The organism is Aurantiacibacter aquimixticola, from assembly GCF_003605475.1.
GTDB lineage: Bacteria > Pseudomonadota > Alphaproteobacteria > Sphingomonadales > Sphingomonadaceae > Alteraurantiacibacter > Alteraurantiacibacter aquimixticola_B.
Genome location: NZ_RAHX01000001.1, coordinates 660,013 through 676,197, shown reverse-complemented (window position 1 = coordinate 676,197; position 16,185 = coordinate 660,013). Strand labels below are relative to the sequence as shown.

17 protein-coding genes and 1 tRNA gene are annotated in these 16,185 nt (G+C 62.2%); 11 read left to right on the top strand and 7 right to left on the bottom strand.

Annotated elements, in window-relative coordinates:
* Nucleotides 1–18 precede the first annotated feature (18 nt).
* The 4 genes from pip to D6201_RS03480 form a co-directional block, all read right to left on the bottom strand.
* Nucleotides 19–978, bottom strand: a complete 960-nt coding sequence (pip, locus tag D6201_RS03495) for a prolyl aminopeptidase (protein WP_120047545.1) — start codon at nt 976–978, stop codon at nt 19–21.
* The gene (locus D6201_RS03490; RefSeq protein WP_120047544.1) at nt 975–1,751 is read right to left on the bottom strand and encodes a phosphodiester glycosidase family protein; all 777 of its coding nucleotides are present in this window, start codon (nt 1,749–1,751) and stop codon (nt 975–977) included. The genes pip and D6201_RS03490 overlap by 4 nt, the downstream gene beginning before the upstream one ends.
* Nucleotides 1,748–3,136, bottom strand: coding sequence for an anthranilate synthase component I family protein (locus D6201_RS03485; RefSeq protein ID WP_422664714.1), 1,389 nt, complete (start codon nt 3,134–3,136; stop codon nt 1,748–1,750). The genes D6201_RS03490 and D6201_RS03485 overlap by 4 nt, the downstream gene beginning before the upstream one ends.
* 136 nt (nt 3,137–3,272) lie before the next feature.
* Entirely contained in the window at nt 3,273–5,207 is a 1,935-nt protein-coding gene (locus tag D6201_RS03480) for a SurA N-terminal domain-containing protein (protein ID WP_133303930.1), read from the bottom strand.
* A gap of 221 nt (nt 5,208–5,428) precedes the next feature.
* On the opposite strand from D6201_RS03480, the gene tpiA reads away from it, so the two are divergent.
* From tpiA to D6201_RS03460, 3 genes are all read left to right on the top strand, one after another.
* Complete coding sequence (tpiA, locus tag D6201_RS03470; RefSeq protein WP_120047538.1) at nt 5,429–6,184, top strand: triose-phosphate isomerase; 756 nt, start codon at nt 5,429–5,431, stop codon at nt 6,182–6,184.
* Between the two features lie 62 nt (nt 6,185–6,246).
* On the top strand, nt 6,247–6,639 hold the full coding sequence (gene secG / locus D6201_RS03465) for a preprotein translocase subunit SecG (protein ID WP_120047535.1): 393 nt from the start codon (nt 6,247–6,249) through the stop codon (nt 6,637–6,639).
* 90 nt (nt 6,640–6,729) lie between these two features.
* Nucleotides 6,730–8,367 carry a CTP synthase gene (locus tag D6201_RS03460; protein ID WP_120047533.1) on the top strand — a complete coding sequence of 546 codons (1,638 nt, stop codon included), beginning with the start codon at nt 6,730–6,732 and terminating at the stop codon, nt 8,365–8,367.
* Between the two features lie 291 nt (nt 8,368–8,658).
* On the opposite strand, the gene D6201_RS03455 is transcribed toward D6201_RS03460, so the two are convergent.
* Nucleotides 8,659–9,126 carry an Hsp20 family protein gene (locus D6201_RS03455; RefSeq protein ID WP_120047531.1) on the bottom strand — a complete coding sequence of 156 codons (468 nt, stop codon included), beginning with the start codon at nt 9,124–9,126 and terminating at the stop codon, nt 8,659–8,661.
* Nucleotides 9,127–9,251: 125 nt separating this feature from the next.
* Between D6201_RS03455 and grxC the strand changes: the two genes are divergently transcribed.
* The 4 genes from grxC (at nt 9,252) to D6201_RS03435 (ending at nt 10,931) form a co-directional block, all read left to right on the top strand.
* Nucleotides 9,252–9,515 carry a glutaredoxin 3 gene (gene grxC, locus D6201_RS03450; protein ID WP_120047529.1) on the top strand — a complete coding sequence of 88 codons (264 nt, stop codon included), beginning with the start codon at nt 9,252–9,254 and terminating at the stop codon, nt 9,513–9,515.
* On the top strand, nt 9,512–10,342 hold the full coding sequence (locus tag D6201_RS03445) for a carbon-nitrogen hydrolase family protein (RefSeq protein WP_120047528.1): 831 nt from the start codon (nt 9,512–9,514) through the stop codon (nt 10,340–10,342). Before grxC ends, D6201_RS03445 begins: the two co-directional genes overlap by 4 nt.
* Nucleotides 10,339–10,815, top strand: a complete 477-nt coding sequence (locus D6201_RS03440) for a DUF1178 family protein (protein ID WP_120047526.1) — start codon at nt 10,339–10,341, stop codon at nt 10,813–10,815. The genes D6201_RS03445 and D6201_RS03440 overlap by 4 nt, the downstream gene beginning before the upstream one ends.
* Nucleotides 10,816–10,854: 39 nt before the next feature.
* Nucleotides 10,855–10,931 (top strand) — tRNA-Arg (locus D6201_RS03435).
* A gap of 54 nt (nt 10,932–10,985) precedes the next feature.
* Here D6201_RS03435 and hppD read toward each other — a convergent pair.
* Entirely contained in the window at nt 10,986–12,095 is a 1,110-nt protein-coding gene (hppD, locus tag D6201_RS03430; RefSeq protein WP_120047524.1) for a 4-hydroxyphenylpyruvate dioxygenase, read from the bottom strand.
* 119 nt (nt 12,096–12,214) lie between these two features.
* On the opposite strand from hppD, the gene D6201_RS03425 reads away from it, so the two are divergent.
* From D6201_RS03425 to D6201_RS03410, 4 genes are all read left to right on the top strand, one after another.
* A complete protein-coding gene (locus D6201_RS03425; protein WP_120047522.1) occupies nt 12,215–12,535 on the top strand; it encodes an FtsB family cell division protein in 321 nt (106 codons plus the stop codon).
* 151 nt (nt 12,536–12,686) lie between these two features.
* Nucleotides 12,687–13,784, top strand: coding sequence for a pyruvate dehydrogenase (acetyl-transferring) E1 component subunit alpha (gene pdhA, locus D6201_RS03420; RefSeq protein ID WP_242447408.1), 1,098 nt, complete (start codon nt 12,687–12,689; stop codon nt 13,782–13,784).
* On the top strand, nt 13,784–14,134 hold the full coding sequence (locus tag D6201_RS03415; protein ID WP_120047519.1) for a DUF4440 domain-containing protein: 351 nt from the start codon (nt 13,784–13,786) through the stop codon (nt 14,132–14,134). Before pdhA ends, D6201_RS03415 begins: the two co-directional genes overlap by 1 nt.
* Nucleotides 14,134–15,537, top strand: a complete 1,404-nt coding sequence (locus D6201_RS03410) for a pyruvate dehydrogenase complex E1 component subunit beta (protein WP_120047517.1) — start codon at nt 14,134–14,136, stop codon at nt 15,535–15,537. The genes D6201_RS03415 and D6201_RS03410 overlap by 1 nt, the downstream gene beginning before the upstream one ends.
* A gap of 18 nt (nt 15,538–15,555) precedes the next feature.
* Here D6201_RS03410 and D6201_RS03405 read toward each other — a convergent pair whose 3' ends face one another.
* A complete protein-coding gene (locus D6201_RS03405; RefSeq protein ID WP_120047515.1) occupies nt 15,556–16,185 on the bottom strand; it encodes a TadE/TadG family type IV pilus assembly protein in 630 nt (209 codons plus the stop codon).

Below are 16,185 nucleotides of genomic sequence, written 5' to 3'. Positions count from 1 at the left end.
TCAGACTCGGCGGCGCGATCAAGCGGACCTTTTGGCGAAGTGATCGGTGGCGCGGACCAGCCCGTCGACAATGCCCGGCTCGCCGGCGGAGTGGCCTGCATCGTGGACGATCCACAGATCGGCTTCGGGCCACACCTGTTTGAGCGCCCAGGCGGAGGTTGGCGGTGTGCAGATATCGTGGCGACCCTGAACGATGATGCCGGGAATGCCGCGCAGCCTGTCCGCATTATCGAGAAGCTGGCCTTCCTCCAGGTAGAAATCGTCGAGGAAGAATTGCGCCGCGATACGTGCCATTGGGACGGCCTTGGCGGGATCGGCGAAATCTTCGAGGAGATCGGGCTTTGGCAACAGGGTGGCGACATGGCCTTCCCAGATCGACCATGCCTCCGCCGCCTGCAGCCGTGCCGCTTCGTCATCCCCCGTCAAACGTCTGTGATACGCTGCTACCAGATCGCCGCGCTCGGCTTCGGGGATGATCGCGGTAAATTCGTCCCACGCCTCTGCCATGACCTCGCTGGCGCCGTAATGGTATAGCCAGTCCCGTTCCTTCGCCCGTGCGAGGAATACGCCGCGAAGGATCAGCTCAGTGACCCGGTTCGGATGCTCCTGCGCATAAGCGAGTGCGAGCGTCGCGCCCCAGCTGCCGCCGAACACCTGCCAGCTTTCAAAGCCGCACATCTGGCGGAGGCGTTCCATATCGGCGACGATTTTCCAGGTGTCGTTGGCTGCAAGCTCCGCAAAGGGCGTGGATTTGCCGCAACCGCGCTGGTCGAACAGAAGGACATCGTAAGCTTCCGGGTCCCATTGCCCGCGATGCGACGGCGCGATGCCGCCGCCGGGGCCGCCATGCAGCATCACCGCCGGTTTCGCGCCCTTCGTGCCGACACGCTCCCAGTAAAGCGAATGCCCGTCGCCGACATCGAGCATGCCGCTCTCGAATGGCTCGATATCGGGATAGAGCGTCCGGTACTGCGTCATTTTTCATCGTCCTTCATGCGGACCACCAATAGCGGACCTATCTTCGGGCCTGCGTCCAGTCTTTCGCGCGCCGGATCCCATATTTGCGACACGCTACCGTCCAGGAACAGAGCGTTATCGACATTGAGGACATCCCGGTAATAGCGAGCAAATTTGCCGAAGCTGACCGGCGCCTCGCTGATGAGGAAATGCGCCCGGCCCGATGCGTCCACGCCAACACCGTTGCGGATTTTACGGCTGTCGCCATCGGGATCTAAATCGGGATGAAGCTCTCCATCGATTACCAGCATCGGCCCGGACTGCGTTGCAAAATCGGGACGATCCTCGACCGCATAGGCAAACGCCTCGGTTTCGAGCACGCGCCACGGCCCCTCCGGCTCTCCGAAGAACACGCCATTCGGCAACAGATGAAAATTGCCGGGTCCGTCATTCTGATTGAGCGGCATGAGCCGCCGCCCGCCTTCGACATAATAGCCGACAGGCTGTCCTTCGCCGTCATACATGCCTGCATTCATCGCCAGCACGACCACGCCGTTCTCGTGCGGCTGCCGCGAGAATGCGCGCAAGCTACGATAGGGCGCATCCTCACCTTCCGGCGAAAGATCGGTGGAAACGGTGTGCTCTGCCGGATCGGCGGTGCAGTGGGTGAGCGGCGTATCCTCGAATAGCACCGGTTCACAGATCGAGACGAACTCTTCCGGCTGTTCGCCCTCGAAATGCAGTTCGCATGCGGTGAGGGTGAGACACGCGACAAGAGCTAGCGCCCGCCTCACTGGCCAAACTCCGCTTCACTTGCGAGGCCGATCGCCTCACGTGCAGCGGCGAGCAAGGCACCAGCCTTGTGGCGGCATTCGGCGGCTTCGTATTCGGGATCGCTATCGGCGACAATGCCTGCGCCCGCCTGGACGTGCATCACGCCGTCCTTCACCACCGCCGTGCGCAGGACGATGCAGCTGTCGACCGAGCCATCGGGCGCGAAATAGCCGACGCCGCCGGCATAGGCGCCGCGCGTTTCGGGTTCGAGCTCGGCGATGATCTCGCAAGCACGGATTTTCGGCGCGCCGCTCACCGTGCCTGCGGGAAAGCCCGCAAACATGGCGTCTAGCGCGTCCTTGTCGCCTGCCAACCGGCCCACGACATTGCTGACGATGTGCATGACATGGCTGTAGCGTTCGATGGTGAAGCTGTCGGTCACCTCCACGCTGCCTTCGCTGGCCACGCGCCCGACATCGTTGCGTCCGAGGTCGAGCAGCATCAGGTGCTCGGCGCGCTCCTTCGCATCGGCCAGCAGGCTGGCTTCGTTGGCGCGATCCTCGCTCTCGGAAAGGCCGCGCGGGCGGGTGCCGGCAATGGGACGGATGGTGACCTCGCCGTCCCTTACGCGAACGAGGATTTCCGGCGAAGAGCCGACGACCGCGAAGCCCGGCATGTCGAGAAAATAAAGGAAGGGCGAGGGATTTACTCGCCGCAGTGCACGGTAAAGCGCGAACGGCGGCAAGGGAAAAGGACAGGTGAAGCGCTGCGCCAGCACAACCTGGAAGATGTCGCCGGCGGTTATATAGTCCTTCGCGCGCAGCACCATGTCGCGATAATCGCTTTCCGAAAGTACTGGCGACAAGTCCGCTTCCGGCAGATCGGCGAGCCGCGCCGTGTCCGGCACGCGCTCAGCCAATTTGCGCAGCGCCTCGTCGATGCGCTCGCTTGCGCGTTCGATCTGCGATGCCGGGTTCGCGCCCTCGGCCCAGAGCGGCGCGATGATATATAGTCCGTCGGTCAGCCGGTCGAAGATTAATACCAGCGCCGGGCGGGCGAAGAGCATGTCCGGCACGGCGAGATCGCTTTGCAGTGCGCGCGGAAGTTTCTCGACGAGCCCGATCGTCTCATATCCGAAATAGCCGACGAGACAGGCGAGGGCAGGGGGCAGCGTAGGCGGCACGTCGATGCGGCAGCTTTCCGCCAGCGCGCGCAGTTGCGACAGCGCATCGCCCTCGAGCGGTTCGAAAGCCTCGCGGTCGTGACGCCATGTGCGGTTGACCTCGGCGCGCTCGCCCGTAGCGCGAAATAGCAGATCAGGGTCCAGGCCCAGCAGCGAATAGCGTCCGCGAACTTCGCCGCCTTCGACGGACTCGAGCAGGAAATCGCCGCGTCCGTCCTCCATCAGCTTGAGCGCTGCGCCGACCGGTGTCTCGGTGTCCGCCACCACCCGCCGCCAGACGAGCGTGTTACGCTCTGCCTCCAGCGCAGCGAGGGCTTCCTCGCGATGGTTGACCGGAGCGCCCAGCGCCTCTGCGTCCTTAGCGCCGATTGGTGCCGAGCAGCTGCTGGCGCACTGCCTCGATACCGTCTTCGTTCCGCTCCACCTCGAGCGAGTTTTCAGCGGCAGCAACGAATTGCGCGACATATTCTTCGCCCAGGATCTGGCCGAATTGCGCTATCACGCCCTGCACCTCGGGACTGTCGGCAGCGAGCTCGCGCGTTTCGATTTCGTCCAGCTGAACGACGAACCAGCGATCGGCTTCGGGCACTTCGACGCGCTTGGTCGTGCCTTCGGCCATGGAGAAGAAAAGGATGGTCGCGCGCGTGACTTCGCCTTGCTGGGCGAGGTCCTGACGCGAGAGATTGAGCGGGCGCGGCGCGGGGAGAGACACGTCTTCGGCCCCGACGGCCTGCGCGAAGGACGCGCCACCCTCCACGCGTTCCAGCACACGCGCGGCTGCACGTCCGGCGGCCTGCATGCCCTGGTCGCGGCGCCACTGGGCGACGACTTGCTCGCGTATCTCCGCAAGCGGTGCGGCGGCGCTGGGCGCGATATCGTCCACGTCGAAAATGAGGAACACCTGGCCCGGCACCAGATCGGTGATCTGGGCACTGCGTTCATCGAGGTCGAATGCGAAATCCACGACGCGGGCAAGCTGCGGCGGCGCTTGACCGGGCTGACCGTATACGCGCCCATCGGCGAGCAGTGGCGGCGTGGTCGACACTTCGATGTCGAGCTCTTCGGCTGCTTCGGTGAGAGATCTTCCGCGCTGGAACTGCTCATCCAGACGCTCGGTCAATTCCTGCAGCGCCTCCTGCTGGCGTTCGGCTTCCAGCGTCTCGCGAATTTCATCGCGCGCCTCGGCCAGCGAGCGCGCAGGGATCTGCGCCACATTGTCCACCCGCACGACATACCAGCCGAGCGATCCGCGCACCGGTCCGGCCAGGTCGCCCTCACCGGCACGGAATGCGGCCTGGGCCACGGCTTGCGAAGCCGTGCTGCCATAATCGGGCCGCTCCACGCTCTCGATCGTCGTCGTATCGAGCTGCTTGGATTGCGCGGACGCTTCCAGCGAAGTGCCCGCATTCACTTCATTGATGACCGCCTGCGCCGCCGCTTCGGTCAGGACCACGAGCTGGGTCAGCGTTCGCCGCTCGGTCGCTTGATACAGGACGCTGTCCGCCTCGTACCGCGCGGCGATCTGCGCATCGGTGACAGGTGGCAGATCTCCGAGATTCTCTGCCGTGAAAGAGGCGTAGCGGATCGTGCGCCGCTCCGGCCGAATATAGCGCGCGCGGTTTTCCTGATAGTAGCTTTGCAGCTGCTCTGTGCTGGGATCGCCTTCGGGTGCGAAAGCGGAGGCCGGGAACACCGCCGCAGTGCCGCTGCGCGTATCGTTGCGCTGTTCAGCATATGTCTTCGCCATGCTTTCCGGCAGGCCGGCGCCGAAAGTGATGGGCACCACCAACTGGCGCGCGAGAAGGCTCATCGCGATATCGTCACGCACGGTGGATTCCGTCAAGCCGCGCTCGCGAAGCGTCAGCAGAAATGCTTCGCGATCGAATTCGCCGTTCACGCCTCGGAAGCCTGGAGAATTGACGATCTCGCTATCGACCAGGCGAGACCCGGCGCGAAGGCCCAGCATCCGCGCAAATTCGGCAATCGCCGCGCGGCTGATCATGGAATCGAGCACTTCGTCAAAACCGCCCTGCGCCACGAATGCTTCCATCGAGATCGTCGGGTTCTGCTGGCGTGCTTCCTGTACGGCGCTGGTGACGTTCTGATTGAGATCAGCCGTGGAGATACGCCGATCTCCTACCACGGCAACGCGATCGCCACCGGCGACACCGCCGAAAACACTGCTGTTGCTCATATCCCCGGCGGCAAAGGCGATTGCGATCAGGCCGAGAAAAGCCAGAGTGATGGGAATGCCCAGCTTTGACTGGAAGAAATTGCGGAATAAGTGGATCATGCGCTCTGGATCAATTCTGGCTTGGCCGATTGGCCGTATGGTCGTCGACGAGGCCGCGCTTTATCTCGCCTGCGACCTTGCCGCAACAGGGCGCGATGGCTTTCCCGCAATGAGCAAAAGCGGCTTTGACAAGCGGCATGGCGGGCTTTAGCGGGCAGGGCTCTTTTCACCTGGCCGATGACTGCCACCGGTTCCAAGGTGTTTGATTTACGGGAAATTCGATGAGCGCTCGTCCTTACATCGTCGGGAACTGGAAGATGCACGGCACGCGGGCCATGCTGTCCGAAGCACGCGCTATCGATCGCGCGGCGGAGCGGCTGATCAAGGTGGAGGTTGCCATCGCGCCGCCCTTCACGCTGATTCACGCAACGCGCAAGGAAGCGGAACTGATCGCTATCGGAGCGCAGGATTGCCATCCAGCCGATGGCGGGGCGCATACGGGCGACATTTCCGCGGCAATGGCCAAGGACGCCGGCGCCACTTTCACCATCGTCGGTCACAGCGAACGCCGTGCCAACCACGGGGAAACGGATGCGCTGGTGAAGGAAAAGGCACACGCGGTGCTCGACGCCGGAATGACCGCCATTGTCTGCGTCGGCGAAACGGAGGCGGAGCGCGATGCGGGCAAGGCGCAGGACGTCGTCTCGGGCCAGTTGCAGGGCTCTCTCCCCACGGGTGACGATGTAGCCGATAAGGTGACCGTCGCGTATGAGCCTGTCTGGGCCATCGGTACCGGCCGCACGCCGACGCCGGACGATATCGCTGCGATGCACAGCCACATCCGCTCCAAGCTTGTGGAAATCTATGGCGAGGCGGGCAGCGAAGTTCGTATTCTGTATGGCGGATCGGTCAATCCGGACAACGCCGCCGAATTGCTGGCTGCGGATGAAGTGGGCGGCGCGCTCGTCGGCGGCGCGAGCCTGACGGCGGAGAGCTTCCTCGGCATCATCGTCGCCGCAGCAGAACGCGCGGACTAGGCCTTGCGGGGGCGGCGCGGTCCGCCTAAATGCGCGGCAGCACAGCAGACAGACCAGGCACCATGTTCACCTTTCTCATCGTCATTCAGGCCATCGTGGCCGCAACGCTCGTCATCCTGGTGCTCATGCAGCGCTCCGAAGGTGGCGGCCTTGGTATCGGCGGCGGGGGGAGCCCCGGCGGTTTGATGTCGGCGCGCGGCGCGGCGGACTTCCTGACCCGCGCGACGAAGTGGTCCGCGATCCTGTTCGTGGCCTTGGCCATCGTCCTTGCTGCGCTTGCCGTTGACGTATCGAGCCCGACCACGCTCGACGACACGCTTGATCGCTCGACATCGTCGCAGGACATTGGCGGTGACGATCCGCTGATCCCGGGTGATCCCGGCCTCGACGGAGAGGCGCCCGTCGATTCGATCCCCGATGCGGATGCCGATCCGCTCGCCGACGTCGCCGAGTAATTCTTCCACGGAAAAATCGCGCGTGAAGCGGGGACATCCGTCGCAATCCGCTTGCGCCGAATCCCCGAGGCACCTTAAGGCCCGACTCCCATGGCGCGGTATATTTTCATCACCGGCGGCGTGGTCTCCTCGCTCGGCAAAGGTCTCATGGCGGCATCGCTCGCAGCGCTGTTGCAGGCGCGCGGCTACAAAGTCCGCATTCGCAAGTTTGACCCCTATCTAAACGTCGATCCGGGCACGATGAGCCCGTATCAGCATGGCGAGGTCTACGTTACCGATGATGGGGCCGAGACGGATCTCGATCTCGGCCATTATGAACGCTTCACCGGCGTATCTGCGCATCAGAACGACAATATCACGTCGGGCCGTGTCTATCGCGACATTATCGCCAAGGAACGCCGCGGGGACTATCTCGGAGCGACGGTGCAGGTTATTCCGCATGTCACCGACGCGATCAAGGATTTTGCACTGGCGGATCAGGGCGATCACGATTTCATCCTGTGCGAGATCGGCGGCACGGTCGGCGATATCGAGAGCCTGCCTTTTATCGAGGCGATCCGTCAGCTGCGCAACGAGCTAGAGCCGGAGCAGACTTGCCTCGTCCACGTGACGCTGGTGCCATACATTTCCGCTGCCGGAGAGCTGAAGACCAAGCCCACGCAACATTCCGTCCGTGAGCTGACCAGCCTGGGCGTACAACCCAATGTGTTGCTCTGTCGCTGCGAGCATCCGTTGCCCGAAAGCGAGCGCCGCAAGATCGCGCTGTTCTGCAACGTAAGGCGCGAGGCGGTCATCCCGGCGCTCGATGCCACCAGCATCTATGCCGTGCCGCAACAATATCACGATGCCGGTCTCGACAGCGAAGTGCTGCGCCATTTCGGCATGCTGGGCACGTCCAACACGCCGGACATGGCGCGGTGGGACGATGTGGTGGACCGTTACGAACACCCCGAGGGCGAAGTGACGATCGGCGTTGTCGGCAAATATGTCGGCCTGCCAGACGCCTACAAATCGCTTAACGAAGCGCTGGTGCATGGCGGCATGGCGAATCGGGCAAAGGTCAATATCCGCTGGATCGACGCCGAATTGTTCGAGAAAGACGACGCCGACATTACCGCGGAGCTGGAGCCGCTTCATGGCATTTTGGTGCCTGGAGGCTTTGGCGATCGCGGCAGCGAGGGCAAGATCGCCAGCGTCCGTTTTGCAAGAGAGCACAACGTTCCCTTTTTCGGCATCTGCCTGGGCATGCAAATGGCCTGCATCGAAGGCGCGCGCAGCCATGGCGTCACCACCGCTTCCTCCACCGAATTCGGCGAAACGAAGGAGCCGGTGGTCGGCATCATTACCGAATGGATGAGCGAGGAGGGCTTGCAGCAACGCTCTGCCGAAACCGATCTCGGCGGCACGATGCGACTTGGCGCGTATCCTGCAAAACTGGCCGGAAATAGCCATATCTCGCGAATCTATGGCGGCGCGGACGAGATCTCCGAGCGGCACCGGCATCGTTATGAAGTGAATTCCGCCTATATCGACCGTCTGGAAGATGGCGGCCTGATTTTCAGTGGCATGTCGCCAGACGGGTTGCTGCCCGAGATCGTTGAGCGGCCGGATCACCCCTGGTTCGTCGGCGTGCAATTCCACCCTGAATTGAAGAGCCGCCCGTTCGAGCCGCACCCGCTGTTTTCCGGCTTTGTCGCGGCCGCTCTGAAGCAGTCGCGCCTAGTCTGACCACGCGCGCACGCTGCGCGGATTGACTATAAAACCCTTGTGATTCCAAGCTCGCTTCGCCAGAAGTGCAGCTATCGGTGGGATACCGACACGAAATTCGACCGGCCACGCGCGGATAACAGGGGTTTTCCTCGCGCGGTTGGCCCGGTCTTGCCGATGAAACAGGCCGTCTCTTGCGACCCGGACAGCCTATTCCTGAGGCGAGTCGGCGTTTAACGTCGAGGGGGCGGGACCTTAGCGGGCCCGCCCCCATACGTTCTACGGCAATTTTGCGAAGGTTTGCCGCGCGCTTTAGGCGACGTCGGCGTCCTTCTTGTCGCCATCGACCACTTCGAGCGTATTGCCGCCCAGCTTAATCTTCTTGGGCTTCATCGCGTCGGGCACTTCACGCACCAAGTCGATGATAAGCAGGCCATCCTTGAGGTCGGCGTTTTCGACGCGGACATAGTCGGCCAGCTCGAAGCGACGCTCGAACCCGCGATTGGCGATGCCGACATGCAGCATCTCGCCATCGATGGCCTCATCGCACTTCTTCCCCTGCACGGTCAGCAGGTTCTGCTGCGCGGTGATGTCCAGATCGGCCGGGCTGAAGCCGGCAACGGCGATCGTGATGCGGTAGGCATCTTCGTCGCGGCGTTCGATATTGAACGGCGGGTAATTATCACCGGAACTGGCCCGCGCATTGTTTTCGAGCAGGTCGAAAAGACGGTCGAAGCCAACGGTCGAGCGGCGATAGGGAGTGAGATCGAAACGGTTCATTTTAGCAAATCCTCCTGTGAGCAATTTGAATTTAGTGGACCCGGTGTCCGGCATCCGGTAACCAAGATGGGTTGTCTCCTGACGCTTTCAAGCCAGAAAGAGTCGCAGAAAATCAAGGGTTTGCTGTGAGCGAAGCAAAGATCGAAATCTACACGAAGGCTTGGTGCGGCTTTTGCTCGCGCGCGAAACGCCTGCTCGACGATAAGGGCGTAGCGTACACAGAATACGATATCGGCATGGAGCCTGCGAGGCGCGCGGAAATGGTCGAGCGCAAGCCCGGCGCGATGACGGTGCCGCAGATCTTTATCGACGATACGGCGATCGGCGGATCGGACGATCTCGCCGCGCTCGATCGCGAAGGCCGGCTGGATCCCCTGCTGGGGCTATGACACGGAAGATCGCGCTGCTGCAGATGACGTCGGGTGTGGACCCGGCGGCCAATGCGGATGCGATCTGCGCTGCGGCGCGAGAAGCGGCCGGGCAGGGCGCCGCGATGCTTTTCACACCGGAAATGGCTGGATTGCTGGACCGGGACAGGGCGAGGGCAGCGAACAGTGTGGTGCCGGAAAGCGACAGCGAGGTGCCGGTATTGGTCGGCGAGGCTGCGCGAGAGGCCGGTATCTGGATTACGCTCGGCCTCCCCGTTGCGCGCGAGGACGGTCGCTGGGCAAACCGCACGCTGCTGTTCGATGACAGCGGCGAGGTCGCGGCGCGTTACGACAAGATCCACATGTTCGATGTCGATCTGGCAGGCGGTGAAAGTTGGCGGGAAAGCAATGCCTATGCGCCCGGCGAAGAGGTGGTGACGACGGAGCAGACGCCGCTCGGTCGCGTGGGCCTGGCAACCTGCTACGATATCCGCTTTCCCGCTCTGTTCGAGAAGCTTGGCCGACTTTGGTGCGACGCCATCGCCATTCCCGCTGCCTTTACCGTCCCGACGGGCCGGGCGCATTGGCACCTCCTGCAACGGGCAAGGGCGGTGGAGGCGAGCGCGTTCGTGATTGCTGCCGCGCAAGTCGGCGAGCATGAGGACGGCCGGCGAACCTATGGGCACTCCCTTGTGGTCGATCCGTGGGGCGAAGTGCTGCTCGACATGGGCGGTGACGAGCCCGGCCTAGGCTTTTGCGATCTGGACTTGGCGCGAATTGCGGAAGTCCGCCGGCAGTTGCCCAGCCTTGCCAACAGGCGCGATATCCCTACATCGCGCGCACCATGATCGTCTTCGACCTCGTTTGTGACCAGGGCCACCGTTTCGAGGGCTGGTTTGGTTCGTCCGACCAGTTTGCCGCGCAGCGCGATGGCGGCCTGCTCGCCTGTCCTACCTGCGGATCGGATGTTGTGACGAAGGCACCGATGGCGCCCGCGGTGCCGAAGAAGGGCAGCCAGCAGGCTGTTTCGCCAGCAACCGCGTCCACGAATGAGGAGCGCCCGGTCAGCAATGCGCCCATGCCCAAGGAGGTTGTCGAGGCGCTGGGCAAACTTGCCGAGGCCCAGAAGAAGGCGCTGGCGAACAGCGAATATGTCGGCAAGCAGTTCGCAGAACAGTCCCGCGCCATGCATTATGGCGAGAAGGACCACGCGCCTATCCACGGAGAGGCGAGCGCGAAGGAAGCGAAAAATCTGATCAATGAGGGCGTCCAGGTTGCACCCCTGCCATTTCCGGTTGCGCCGCCCGAAGAACTGAACTGATTGCAAGCCGCCTTGCGCTTGGCTAACCGGCGCCTCGGAGCGCCCGTAGCTCAGTCGGATAGAGCATCGGATTCCTAATCCGGAGGCCACAGGTTCGAATCCTGTCGGGCGCGCCATAAAAAAAAGGCGGACCTCTCGGCCCGCCCTTTCTCGTAAAGATTATCGGATGATCAGGCGTCGACCGTATCGGCATTCTCGACAGCGAGGGTGCCGCGCTTGATCTGATCGCGTTCCATGCTTTCGAACAGCGCCTTGAAATTGCCTTCGCCGAAGCCTTCATCGCCCTTGCGCTGGATGAATTCGAAGAAGACGGGGCCGACCTGCGCCTCTGCGAAAATCTGGAGGAGCAGTCGGGGCTGCCCCCCTTCGGTGGTGCCGTCGAGCAGGATGCCGCGCATCTTCAATTCGTCCACCGGCTCGCCATGGCCGGGCAGGCGCTCGCCGAGCATCTCGTAATATGTTTCGGGCGGCGCGGTCATGAAGGGAACGCCGAATTCCTTGAGCTTGTCCCACGCCTTGGGAAGATCGTCGCAGATCAGGGCGATGTGCTGAATGCCTTCGCCGTTGAATTCCTTCAAGAATTCCTCGATCTGGCCCTTGCCGCCTTCACCTTCCTCGTTAAGCGGAATGCGGATCTTGCCGTCCGGCGCGGTCAGCGCCTTGGACGTGAGACCGGTATATTCGCCCTTGATGTCGAAAAAGCGGATTTCGCGGAAGTTGAAAAGCGTTTCGTAATAGTCCGCCCAGTACTTCATCCGGCCGTTATAGACATTGTGCGTCAGGTGATCGATTATGTTGAAGCCAGCGCCTTCCGGATGCTTTTCGACGCCTTCACGATATTCGAAATCGATATCGTAGATCGACAGACCCTTGCCGTCCTCGTCCGCGTAGCGGTCGATCAGGTAGACGATCGCCCCGCCAATGCCGCGGATGGCCGGAATGCGCAGTTCCATCGGGCCGGTGTTCACTTCGACCGGCTCCGCACCGCGCGCCAGCAGCTCGTCATACGCCTTGACCGCATCCTTCACGCGAAAGCCCATGCCGCAAGCGGATGGGCCATGTTCGCGGGCGAAGAACCAGGCGGCGCTGCGCGGTTCGTAATTGAGGATCAGGTTGATCTGCCCCTGACGCCATAGCTGGACATCCTTGGAACGGTGATCGGCAACGTGCTGGAAGCCCATTGCTTCGAATACGGGTTCGATCACGCCCTTTTCCGGAGCGCAGAATTCGACGAACTCGAAGCCGTCGAGGCCGATGGGATTTTCGAAGAGGTCAGTCATGGTTTCACTTGTAACCTTTTTGCCGGAGCGTCGCAAGCACCTGCTCGACGTTTCGACGCGGGAGGCGGTTCCGGCGCAATTGCCTTGCGCCCGGCGGCAAGCTGTGATTCAAGAGCGACATGAACGGGATCGTGACTCGGCGGGATGTGGTGCGTGAACGCGTCGGCAACGCCGCTGCGCTGCTCGTGCTGATCCTGATCGCGATGCTGGCACTGATCGGCCCCAACGGGTTGCTTGCCTGGAGCGATCAGTCCGCACAACTCGACGCGCATCATGCGCGCATCGCGGCTTTGCAGGAAGAGCGCGCCGTGCTGGAGAACCGCGTGGCTCTGCTCGATCCCGACAGTGTCGATCCCGATCTCGCAACCGAGCTCGTGCGCCGCGATTTGAATGTCGTCCACCGCGACGAGGTGATCGTCGAGCTCGATCCGGTCGACTGATCGACTCGCGCCGCGCCGGTGAGCGCGGCGAAGCATTCTAACCGCAACGGCTAAATTCGTATGCGCGGCGTTGCCAGCGAAACGAAAGCGCGCCTATAGGCATTTCACACGACACATGTGCCGGATGTCCGGTGCCAGAAGGGGACCTGTCTTGGCCAAAGCCTCCACTCCCGCGAAGAGCAAGCGCGCACCGGCGAAAAAGAATGCCAAGCCGGAAGCGGCGCCGGACGATTTTGCGCTGAAGAGCCTGCAGGAATCGCTGGAGAAGGAAGGCCGGTTCGACGCCAGCGAAGAGCAGCTGCTGCATTTTTACGAGCAGATGCTGCTTATCCGCCGGTTCGAGGAAAAGGCGGGCCAGCTCTACGGCCTCGGCCTGATCGGCGGTTTCTGCCACCTCTACATCGGGCAGGAAGCGGTCGCCATCGGATTGCAGAGCGCGCTGGACAATGACGTCGACAGCGTGATTACCGGCTATCGCGATCACGGCCACATGCTCGCCTATGGCATCGATCCCAAGGTCATCATGGCCGAGTTGACGGGCCGCGCCGCCGGTATTTCGAAGGGCAAGGGCGGCTCGATGCACATGTTCAGCACTGAGCATAAATTCTACGGCGGCCACGGCATCGTCGGCGCACAGGTCGCCTTGGGCGGCGGGCTCGCGCTCGCCCATCAGTACAACGAAGATGGCGGGCTGTGCCTCGCCTATTTCGGAGACGGCGCGGCGAACCAGGGCCAGGTCTACGAGACGATGAACATGGCGGCATTGTGGAACCTGCCGATGGTGTTCGTGGTCGAGAACAATCAATACGCCATGGGCACGGCGGTCAAGCGCTCCAGCGCAGAGACCGAATTCTATCGCCGCGGCGCGGCCTTCCGCATTCCCGGCATGGACGTGGATGGCATGGACGTGCTCGCCGTGCGCCAGGCCGCGGAAATCGCTTTCAAGCATGTGCGCGATGGCAACGGCCCGGTGCTGATGGAGTGCAATACATACCGCTATCGCGGGCATTCCATGTCCGACCCGGCGAAGTATCGTACGCGCGAGGAAGTTCAGGGCCAGCGCGACAATAACGATCCGATCGAGCGGGTGAAGAAGGATCTCGGCAAGGCCGGTATCGACGAGGACAGGCTCAAGGAAATCGACAAGGCGATCCGCGCAACCGTCTCCGACGCGGCCGAATTCGCGGAAAGCTCGCCCGAGCCGGAAGCCGCAGAGCTCTATACCGACGTCCTCGTGGACACCTATTGATGGCGATCACCGATGAGGCGCTGTGGGAGATGGAGGAGCGTCTATGGACTGCCCCCGTCGACGATTGCGCCGCCATTATCGCCGAGGATGCACTGTTGGTCTTCCCCGAGGCAGGCGTGCTGGACCGCGACTTCGCCGTTGCCGGCATGCGCTCGGCCCCGCGCTGGGACGCGGTCGAAATGACCGAGCGCCACGTTTCTCGTCCCGGCAAGACCAATACCGTCCTTGCCTATCGCGCCCGCGGCGTGCGCGGCGCGGACGAACCCTATCAAGCCTATTGCTCCAGCACCTGGCGCGGAGCGGATGAAGGCTGGACGCTGATCCAGCACCAGCAGACGAAAGCGAACTGATGGCCATCGAACTCAAAATGCCCGCTCTCTCGCCCACGATGGAAGAGGGCACTCTCGCCAAATGGCTGGTGAAGGAGGGCGACACCGTTTCCGCCGGCGACGTTCTGGCCGAGATCGAGACCGACAAGGCGACGATGGAATTCGAGTCCATCGATGAAGGTACGGTCGGCAAGATCCTGATTGAGGAAGGCACCGAGGAGGTGAAAGTCGGCACCGTCATCGCCATCCTGGCGGGCGAGGGTGAGGATGCCTCCGACATCGATACGCCGGTGAATGCCGAGCAGGTGGATAATGTACCGGGCGAGGGCAAGGATGTCGGTCGCCCGGATAGCTCAGGCGGCGGCAGCGAGGCAGCGATTGCCGAAAAGCCGCAGCCCAAGGCCCGGGCGGAGGATCCGGACATTCCTGCCGGCACCAACATGGTCAAGCTGACCGTGCGCGAGGCGCTGCGCGATGCGATGGCCGAGGAAATGCGCCGCGATGAGCGTGTCTTCGTGATGGGCGAGGAGGTCGCCGAGTATCAGGGCGCCTACAAGGTGACGCAGGGCCTGCTCGATGAATTCGGACCCAAGCGCGTGATCGACACGCCGATCACCGAATATGGTTTCGCCGGTATCGGCGCGGGTGCGGCGATGGGCGGCCTTCGCCCCATCGTCGAATTCATGACCTTCAACTTCGCCATGCAGGCGATCGATCACGTCATCAACTCTGCCGCCAAGACCAATTACATGTCCGGCGGCCAGATGCGCTGCCCGGTCGTGTTCCGCGGGCCTAACGGAGCGGCAAGCCGCGTCGGCGCGCAGCACAGCCAGAATTACGGGCCGTGGTATGCCAGCGTGCCGGGGCTGATCGTGATCGCGCCCTATGACAGCCAAGATGCCAAGGGCCTGCTTAAGGCTGCGATCCGCAGCGAGGACCCGGTTGTCTTCCTCGAAAACGAGCTCGTCTACGGGCAGAATTTCGAAGTGGCGCAATTGGACGATCATGTCCTGCCCATCGGAAAGGCGCGCACCATGCGCGAAGGTACGGACGTGACGATCGTGTCCTACTCCATCGCCGTCGGCGTGGCGCTGGACGCTGCGGAGGAACTGGCGGAGCAGGGCATCGATGCCGAAGTGATCGACCTTCGAACGCTACGCCCGCTCGATACCGAGGCAATCCTAACCTCGCTTGCCAAGACAAATCGACTCGTCATCGCCGAGGAAGGCTGGCCGACCTGCTCGATCGCTTCGGAAGTGATTTCGGTCTGCATGGAGGACGGCTTCGACCATCTCGATGCACCGGTGCTGCGCGTCTGCAACGAAGACGTGCCGCTTCCTTACGCGGCGAACCTGGAAAAGCTGGCCCTGATCGACAAGGACCGTGTCGTCGATGCCGTGATGAAAGTGTGCTACCGAAGTTAAGGCAGCTTCATTCAAACTTCAGTTGCAGCGCATGACATCCAGCCTGTTGCCGTTGCTTATCGATTGATTGACGCGGCCACGCACATTGAAGGCGCTTTCGTGCCTAATTTCCGCGGGACCAGACCAGAACGCCGATACGATAGGCTTGTAAAGATAGGTCACCTCGGCAAACATCACCGCCGTATCGGGCGCGGCCGTGATGCGATTACCTGAAGCGCCCAACCCGTCCTTTAAACTGGCGTCGCTTTTCCCGTCGTTTTCTTCGGCGTAAGCAGAGCTTATGTCGAGGTCACCCCAGCAACGCTGCCAACCAATCATCTGACCTTTTCTTGAGTCCTTTTCGCGGTTTTCGTGTAAAGACGACAGGACGACCCGCCCTCGTTTCTCGAAGTCAAGCGGTTCTCCAATCACTTCCACGCCTGCGAAAACCTCGTAGATGTTGGCTTCATCCACGGCAACCGGGATGCGACCTGCATTGTCCGCGACGGTCATTGCCATCTGGTTGATGCGATTGTGTGCGACGGCGTAGTTCGCCAGTTCAACTCCGCCAAAGATCGTTAGCAAAAGCAAAGGAAAGACTAGGGCGAACTCGACCATCGCCACCGCTTCGCAACACTTAAGCATTCTCTTGATAAAGTGAATGATCAT

Coding starts and splice junctions, on each gene's coding strand:
- D6201_RS03415 (WP_120047519.1), top strand. CDS start 13,784: ATGGCGATCACCGATGAGGCGCTGTGGGAGATGGAGGAGCGTCTATGG.
- tpiA (WP_120047538.1), top strand. CDS start 5,429: ATGAGCGCTCGTCCTTACATCGTCGGGAACTGGAAGATGCACGGCACG.
- D6201_RS03410 (WP_120047517.1), top strand. CDS start 14,134: ATGGCCATCGAACTCAAAATGCCCGCTCTCTCGCCCACGATGGAAGAG.
- D6201_RS03460 (WP_120047533.1), top strand. CDS start 6,730: ATGGCGCGGTATATTTTCATCACCGGCGGCGTGGTCTCCTCGCTCGGC.
- D6201_RS03455 (WP_120047531.1), bottom strand. CDS start 9,126: ATGAACCGTTTCGATCTCACTCCCTATCGCCGCTCGACCGTTGGCTTC.
- D6201_RS03445 (WP_120047528.1), top strand. CDS start 9,512: ATGACACGGAAGATCGCGCTGCTGCAGATGACGTCGGGTGTGGACCCG.
- D6201_RS03425 (WP_120047522.1), top strand. CDS start 12,215: ATGAACGGGATCGTGACTCGGCGGGATGTGGTGCGTGAACGCGTCGGC.
- D6201_RS03480 (WP_133303930.1), bottom strand. CDS start 5,207: ATGATCCACTTATTCCGCAATTTCTTCCAGTCAAAGCTGGGCATTCCC.
- hppD (WP_120047524.1), bottom strand. CDS start 12,095: ATGACTGACCTCTTCGAAAATCCCATCGGCCTCGACGGCTTCGAGTTC.
- D6201_RS03440 (WP_120047526.1), top strand. CDS start 10,339: ATGATCGTCTTCGACCTCGTTTGTGACCAGGGCCACCGTTTCGAGGGC.
- secG (WP_120047535.1), top strand. CDS start 6,247: ATGTTCACCTTTCTCATCGTCATTCAGGCCATCGTGGCCGCAACGCTC.
- D6201_RS03485 (WP_422664714.1), bottom strand. CDS start 3,136: ATGGAGGACGGACGCGGCGATTTCCTGCTCGAGTCCGTCGAAGGCGGC.
- pip (WP_120047545.1), bottom strand. CDS start 978: ATGACGCAGTACCGGACGCTCTATCCCGATATCGAGCCATTCGAGAGC.
- D6201_RS03405 (WP_120047515.1), bottom strand. CDS start 16,185: ATGATCATTCACTTTATCAAGAGAATGCTTAAGTGTTGCGAAGCGGTG.